The sequence below is a fragment of the Sporosarcina sp. NCCP-2222 genome (genome assembly GCF_023168145.1).
In the GTDB taxonomy this organism is placed as follows: domain Bacteria; phylum Bacillota; class Bacilli; order Bacillales_A; family Planococcaceae; genus Sporosarcina.
Map to the genome: position 1 here is coordinate 82999 of NZ_BQYK01000007.1, position 7506 is coordinate 90504.

Here is a 7506-nt window from a genome sequence, read left to right on the forward strand (position 1 = left end):
CCTATGTTGGTGAAAATAGGATGAACTTATACTTATTTAAATTGTATGAGTTCCACTGCTAAGTTCTTAAGCAGTTGGATTGACTTCTAGTTCCACTTTAATCTTGATATCTTTTCCGACCAGCACTCCACCAGTTTCTAATGCAGCGTTCCAAGTTAAGCCGAATTCTTCACGATTGATTTTTGCTTCTGCTTCAAATCCGAACACTTCGACACCCCATGGATTTGTGCCTTTCCCACCATATTCCACGTCAAATGTTATCGGCTTAGTTACATCTTTAATTGTTAAATCACCTGTTACTTTGTAGTCTTCCCCATCTTTCGTAATGTTTGTTGAATTAAACGAGATAGATGGATACGTCTCTACATCGAAGAAGTCAGCTGATTTTAAGTGATTGTCCCGATCATCGCTATTAGTATCAATACTTGCAACGTCAAATGTAAAATGAATCGAAGCTGTTGACAAATCTTCTAAGTCTGAAGCTACTACATCTGCTGTATAAGATGTAAATTGACCTCTAACTTTCGATACCATCATATGCTTTACTTCGAATCCTACTGTTGAGTGAGATATGTCTACTGTCCATTTCTTCATCTTAAAATTCCTCCTGTTTTTATCTCGAATTCGAGATATATATGAAATTTTTTTGCCCTACTAATTAAATAGGGCAAATAGAAATTATCTTGAATTAAGATATCTTTAATTCGAGATAAATTTAACATAACACTGCTTTGATTGTCAATAGGCATGTTTTTAAAAATTTCTTTGCCCTAACAATTTCACTCCATGCATCGGGTTAAAGCATGCTCTTACAGATGGAATATAAATCAATCTTCGTGCACTTTAATCCTGCCTGAAAGAGAGTTGTGCCAGGTTTTTTCGCCTTCGGAACCTGGCTAACCTTCGGTTTCTTCTACGGGTTAGTCAAGAACCAATCTATACGAGCCTGTTTCATCAAGAAAATCTTTTCTTGATAACCTGCCCCCTGTGATAAACTGGCGATATGCCGTAATCGTGCCATCGTGCGAAACAATAAAAACTCTCTTTCTTTTTAATGACCTAAGTTCTTCACTCAAGTCGCGTGCAACACTATCAAATTCATGCTCCGGCAAAGTATTAATTCCGCCCCGCCACAAATTAGCAGTTGCATCTGAATCTAATTCAAGATCCGGATATTCAGATTTCAGAGTTGCAAAATCAATGATTTCATCACAGGGCAAAGTCTTTCCATCAGGACGCGTGGGAAAAATCCTTGGGCCCACTTTGGGAGTCACAATCTTACGGCACTCCACGTTTTCAGACCAGATTAAAGCTGTTTCGATCGTTCTTTTAAGAGGACTTATGAGGATCACATCATCTTCCGTTAAGAGGAACTTGTTACGCAGCAGCTTTGCTTGATTTACGCCTTTTGATGTTAGTGAAGGATTTTTTATTTGAAAGCTATCAGGTATATCTAGTGTATGCTCTCCCTGGCCATGACGAATAAATAGTAACTCCATATGATCACCACCATAATTTTAGAAATAGGTGTAGGCAGCATGCTTCTCGTTATCAGTCCAGGTAACACTTTGAATTACATTGTGATAATCCATCTCTAACAAATAGATAGCTTTGCTTAAAGCATCATAGAAAAAAGAAATGAATTCGAGCTCTTTGAATACATACACATCTATTTGCTCTTCGTCATTATGATAAGCTTCAAATATCCTGTGATTTCCATTAATACAATATGGCATGCTCCTCGTTAGATACTGACTTTCAATAATCATCACAGGATTCTTATGATTCTTTTTCATTTTATCTAAATCTTTATTAATATTATTTGCATCAACTGAAGCTATCATTGTAGATGGATTCTTAGTTTCATACTGAATCTCCTCTGCTACAATATGGGATGCAGCACCATCTATGTCAAATGCATACTCAAACACCCCTAATGGGAACTCCGCATATAAAGAGAAAGTCTCCCGACCAATGGGATGCACTACAGGATAATCTCCATCCCTAAAAGTATATTTGACTATTTCACTCCATTTAGAAGCCACCCTCAATCCATATTCCGATTTACGTTCCATTTCTAGAATACGTGAAGAAATATGTTTTAATGGTTGGAAATATTTAGATTCTTTTTCACGCTTCTCCATTTTACTTTCAACCATCTTACTCACCACTCTCTACTTATAGCTGTTGAAACCCAATTAAACCCTAACCTTTCATACCAAACTGGTGAAATGACCAACATAAAAAAATCATGGATACAAGTGAACAACAGGATTTTAAGGAGGTCAATTTATTCTTAAATAAAATGAAGCAACCATAATGAGAAGACTGATAACAAATATAAATTCATTTTTATCCCTCCTTCTTTAATACGTTTAGTATACAAACTGGCTAGTTTGAAAAAGAAACTTGTCTACTGACCCACTCTTTTATGTTTCGAGCAATTACGTCCGGAGCATCCTGATAAATATCATGGCTCGTTTCAGGGATATTTAAAATTTCAGTTGTGGGATACCATCCTCAAAAAAGTTAATGGCCTCTTGCCTTACATACTCCAACTCTTCAGGTAATGTACTGTACATTAAGAAAACTGGACATTGAACCTGTGAAAAGATATCCGCTGTAGGCTGCTGGTCCATTCCTTTGATGATTGATTTTGCTGTAAAAGGAGATACTGCCAGTCGAATCTCGCCTTCAATCTCAGTAAACTGAGCTAAAGCTGCCGCTTCATTTTGTTCTGACCATCTTGAAGAATTTGCTTTCTCTGCTGTTAGCATTGCTTCCCAAGAAGGAAAACGAATGCTTTCTATGAAACCATCCACATCTGTAAGCTGCTGTTCCAAAGAATCCCCGAAATGGTCTTGCTGAAAATAACCGCCATCCAATAAGATGACTCCATTGATGGCTTTAGGATACAATCCAGCCACATACAACGCCAGATGTGCCCCCCATGAATGTCCCACAAGATATATGTCCGTTAGCACCAGTGCATGAAGCATGTGATGCATTCGTTGAGCCATTCTTGACGGCAGATAATCTTCCTCGTTTGCCAAGCCAGCCGTTCCCCCATGTCCCGGCAAATCTAAAGAAATAACATGAAAATCATTCATTGTATGACGTGCGAGTTCGCCGAAACTTAAACCAGAAGAGCCTAGGCCATGCAAAAAAACCAAGGTTGGCTTGTCTGGATTCCTCCATTCGTAGTAATGTAACTTCATGACTTCCCTCTCTTTTCCTCAATACTTTTCTTTGAAAAATACTTTTCACCTCAACTGCTACCCAACTCTCCATATCTTCTGGCATCACCCAGCCAGTGACTTACATCACGCCATTTAATATTCTTTGATACAACCCAGGTAACATCCTTCCTGATATCATTTCGTTCCACCCCATACAGATCCGCCCAAAAAAACATCCCATCTTGATAAGTGAAAGTTACATCATAGATAAATCCGGCGTTACCTAGATGCAATTCTTCAACCCCTTCGAATAACAACTCAATTGCTGACGTTTCCTTATAATGTCCTTGAAAAAGGATACGTACGTTGTTAGGCAGCCCATCTCCAAATGTCATGGTTTCCTCATTTACATGAAAGCCACTCCACATGACCATCTCTTTTAAGCAGCTATCATGAAAGTAACCAAAGTTCGTTAGAAGCTCATTTATATCCTCAGTTCCCTTTATCTCTCTCCATTCCATATGTATCACATCCTTTTTTTATCCAAAAACCAATCCAACCCCTACTCTATTTCTCCCAAATATATGAAAACCCCTCTTAAAAGAACTATTTCCTTCAAACAAAAGAACCCCGCCAGAAAGCAAAACGCTTTCCAACGGGATTATCAATTACTCTCTACTAAAACTCAAACGGTAAACCTTCCAATTTCGTTCTTTAAGTCTTCCGCTATCTCAGCTAAGTTTCTGGCGGCGTACGATACTTCTTCCACAGTAGCCGTTTGCTCTTCCGTTGTCGCAGCAATTTCACCGGAGTGCATCGCTAATTTCTCGTACAGCGAAGAAATTTGCTCGATGGAGTTCAATAAATTCCCCATGACGCTTTCGACTTCGGCAGAAATGCTTGTCGCTTCTGATGATTGTTCAGAGACAGTATGGACTGCCTGTAAAATGCTTTTGAATGCTTCCCCTGTGCTATTGACCAAGGCAGATCCGTTTTGGACAGCTTCATATCCATCTGTCATGCTGTCAACGGTATGGGAGATATCTTGTTTAATTTCGCTAATGAGCTTGCGAATATGACTGGCGGCATTGCTTGACTCCTCCGCAAGTTTTCGGACTTCATCCGCAACGACGGCAAAGCCCTTTCCTGCTTCCCCTGCACGGGCTGATTCAATGGCAGCATTGAGGGCCAGTAGGTTGGTCTGTTCCGCAATAGATGTTATGAATTTCGAGAAATCCTCAATTTGCGAAGATTTTTCGTGCAGGGCAATGACCGTTTCCTTCGATTGTTTAGTATAGGCATTGATCTGTTCCATACTCTTTTCCGTATTGGCCACACTTGTATTTCCATTGGTCGAGATCGAAACGGTATGTTGAACGAGTTCATTCACCTTGCTCATTTTTTCGGACAGGTCCCGTACTTCCTCGGTGATCGTGCTTATATCGGATACCGCGTGGTTGACCGTCTTCGTTTGTCCTTCCGTTTCGTACGACATTTGCTGCACGGAATCAGCAATTTGGATAGATGCAATTTTTGTTTCGTCCGCGCTGGCTGTAAATTCACTCGACATCGCGAGTAATTGATCAGATGAGCTAATTACCTTATCAAAAGCCGTTCGAACCGAAGCAAGCATTCCCTCATACTGCTCCGCTAACACGCCAAAATCGTCTTTACGATTCAATAAGCTCTCAACATATTCATCTTTAGTGAAATCTAATTGCGCTGTGCGGTTAATGACTTGGCTGAACTGGTGAATCGGTTTAGATACCCGTCGTCCAATGATAATTGATAATAAAACCGAAACGATGACAGAAATGAGTACGATGATAATAGATGTTACATTATTCGCATGCAATCGATCGTTATAATAGTTCTCATCATACGTCAAAGTAAGCAGGCGCGATTGTCGATATGTATTTTCACCATTGGCATCCTTTTTTATTTGAGGGATGAGTTTATAGACAATCCCCTCTTCCCCATCAATATTTCGAACAATGACTTCCTTCTCTTTAGCAATTGCCTTTTTTCCTTCATCCATCAAGGAATCGGATAAGAGAACAGCTTCCCCATTGGCATCCTTCTGATTCATGGAATAGGCAGGCTCTCCATCGATTGTGATGGTGTAAATGCCAATATCCTTCACGTAAGGATACTTCTCTTTTAACTCAGTTGAAATTGTTTCCAGGTTCATGGATTGAATTAAATCAGAAAACTGATCAGCCGTCGCGGCGATTTGAATCATATATTTCTTATCAGAAGTAGCCGTATAGCTGAACTTATTGGTTTCCTTTGTCGCTTCACTGATCTCTAAACGATCCGAAAAGAAGGCACCCGAATCCATTCGCTGCTGCAATAGCTTTTCCAAGCCAAATTCTTTAAGATCGAGTCCCAGATCCGCTTCCCTCGTTGCATACTCAATAACGAAACGATCGTTAATGATAAAAATATCAAATCCGTCAAATCGTTTCTTGAACGCCTCTAAGTCCCACGAGGCCACATCGGGATTCTCCGCATACTCTTCTTGCAGGGTTCTCGTGAATTCCTCCATTTTCCCAGAGAGCGATTCCTCGATAATCGAATAAGCCACATCAGAACCTTCAATTACACTTAATAAATGATCCTCGATCAGCTTTTCCGTTTCCTCTTTTTCTACTTCCAAGCTCTCTTGACTTCGAAAATAGTTGATGGCAACAATCGAAATGACGAGAATTGAGATTGAAATAACTAAGGTGAATATTAAATTTCTCTGAAATGTTCCCATCTTCTTCATAGTCCTTAACTCCTCTTTCTTATATTAGTTCCTTAGTATTATCGGTTGGTTAAAGAAATTATATAGTATGAAGTTAAAATATTATTAGAATAATATTTTTCCATTATTTCTTGTTGATACCAACGCTTACAATACCAGTGCCTGCAACCCTTCTCCTTATTATTCCTTCTTCAAAATATTTTCGTCCTGCAGCTCCAGATGTTTTTAGAAAACGTTCAAAAAAACCCTTCATTTAACATTTACTAGATATAAATCAGCGTGCTAAAATATATTGAATTTAATTCCAAAAGGATGTGGAACCCCAACAAGTATTCCGTTATTGCACATAAACCCATTAGGCTAGAATGTATTTTGTTTTGAAATTTAAACGACTGAAGAGGTGTTTACAGTTGATAGCGGAGAACAAAGAGCAAACCATTTTTAACCACATAGGAAGTAAAATCACGACAGATCGAGAAATTGAAATCGTCGCCCGATTAGAAGAGCCATTAATCGTAGTTCTAGGGAATGTATTGAGCGACGAAGAGTGCGATGAACTGATCGAAATGTCGAAGGACAAAATGAATCGCTCGAAGATCGGGACGACACACGTAGAAAACGAACTAAGAACGAGCAGCGGGATGTTTATGGAAGAAAGCGAAAACGAAATTGTCACGAGAGTCGAAAATAGAATTGCAGCAATCATGAATATTCCCATCGAACATGGAGAATGCCTTCAAATCCTTCGGTATACGCCGGGGCAACAATATAAAGCACATTATGATTACTTTTCTGCATCCAGCAAAGTAACAAACAATCGAATTAGCACGCTCGTCATGTACTTAAATGATGTGGAAGAAGGCGGAGAAACCTTCTTCCCTCAGCTGAACTTTTCCGTAACACCGAAAAAAGGGATGGCCGTCTACTTTGAGTACTTTTACAACGACCAAGCGGTAAATGAGCTAACGCTGCACGGCGGAGCACCTGTGATTACAGGTGAAAAGTGGGTCGCGACGCAGTGGATGAGAAAGCAAAAAGTCAGATAAAAAGAGATCGCCTTGTGTGGAAAACATAGGGCGGTCTTTTTTTGTGATTTAAAGCTAACAGGCATAGGATACTAGCCCCCTAATTAATCCAATAAAGTTTCCATAATGAATCACAGCCAACTTACATATAGTAGGAAACGGACAATCGGAGAACTATACAAAGAAGGGAACGAGGAACTTGATTGATTGAAAGAGCATTGTTAATGATTATCTTATTGAGAATCTTTTCTGGCAGTGTGGATATTACGGCAGCCCTGTTAATGTACAAGTTCAATGACTTGGAAAAAGCATTTTACATCAATACGCTACTAGCTCTTGTAGGACCATGTGTATTGATCATTACTACAGCATTTGCCTTAATCGGTCTATCTGAAAAAATTTCTCTCACACGAATGATTTGTCTTTTCGCCGGGATTACGCTTATTCTTATTAGCTTAAAATCCAACTGAATCCAAGGCATGTGCCGCTCTTAAATCTGGAGGTTCGTGCCCAAACACCAAACCAACAAGCCAATCAAAGACGCTTTTTCATT

8 protein-coding genes are annotated in these 7506 nt (G+C 39.4%); 2 read left to right on the top strand and 6 right to left on the bottom strand.

From position 1 onward, the window contains the following. Window positions 1–66 precede the first annotated feature (66 nt). The 6 genes from NCCP2222_RS14995 to NCCP2222_RS15020 all read right to left on the bottom strand — a co-directional run bounded on the left by NCCP2222_RS14995 (window position 67) and on the right by NCCP2222_RS15020 (window position 5949). Window positions 67–594: a YceI family protein gene (locus tag NCCP2222_RS14995; RefSeq protein ID WP_248513154.1), complete on the bottom strand. Its 528-nt coding sequence runs from the start codon at window positions 592–594 to the stop codon at window positions 67–69. A 326-nt stretch (window positions 595–920) separates the two neighbouring features. Then, a complete protein-coding gene (locus NCCP2222_RS15000) occupies window positions 921–1499 on the bottom strand; it encodes a histidine phosphatase family protein (RefSeq protein WP_248513155.1) in 579 nt (192 codons plus the stop codon). A gap of 18 nt (window positions 1500–1517) precedes the next feature. Then, window positions 1518–2159, bottom strand: a complete 642-nt coding sequence (locus NCCP2222_RS15005) for a hypothetical protein (RefSeq protein ID WP_248513156.1) — start codon at window positions 2157–2159, stop codon at window positions 1518–1520. A 333-nt stretch (window positions 2160–2492) separates the two neighbouring features. Then, a complete protein-coding gene (locus tag NCCP2222_RS15010) occupies window positions 2493–3218 on the bottom strand; it encodes an alpha/beta fold hydrolase (RefSeq protein ID WP_248513157.1) in 726 nt (241 codons plus the stop codon). A 50-nt stretch (window positions 3219–3268) separates the two neighbouring features. Next, on the bottom strand, window positions 3269–3700 hold the full coding sequence (locus tag NCCP2222_RS15015; protein WP_248513158.1) for a hypothetical protein: 432 nt from the start codon (window positions 3698–3700) through the stop codon (window positions 3269–3271). Between the two features lie 164 nt (window positions 3701–3864). Beyond that, a complete protein-coding gene (locus NCCP2222_RS15020; protein WP_248513159.1) occupies window positions 3865–5949 on the bottom strand; it encodes a methyl-accepting chemotaxis protein in 2085 nt (694 codons plus the stop codon). Between the two features lie 389 nt (window positions 5950–6338). On the opposite strand from NCCP2222_RS15020, the gene NCCP2222_RS15025 reads away from it, so the two are divergent. Together NCCP2222_RS15025 and NCCP2222_RS15030 are read left to right on the top strand one after the other, a co-directional pair. Continuing rightward, entirely contained in the window at window positions 6339–6974 is a 636-nt protein-coding gene (locus NCCP2222_RS15025; RefSeq protein ID WP_375709194.1) for a 2OG-Fe(II) oxygenase, read from the top strand. 182 nt (window positions 6975–7156) lie between these two features. After that, window positions 7157–7423, top strand: coding sequence for a YqhV family protein (locus NCCP2222_RS15030; protein ID WP_375709195.1), 267 nt, complete (start codon window positions 7157–7159; stop codon window positions 7421–7423). Window positions 7424–7506: the final 83 nt, after the last annotated feature.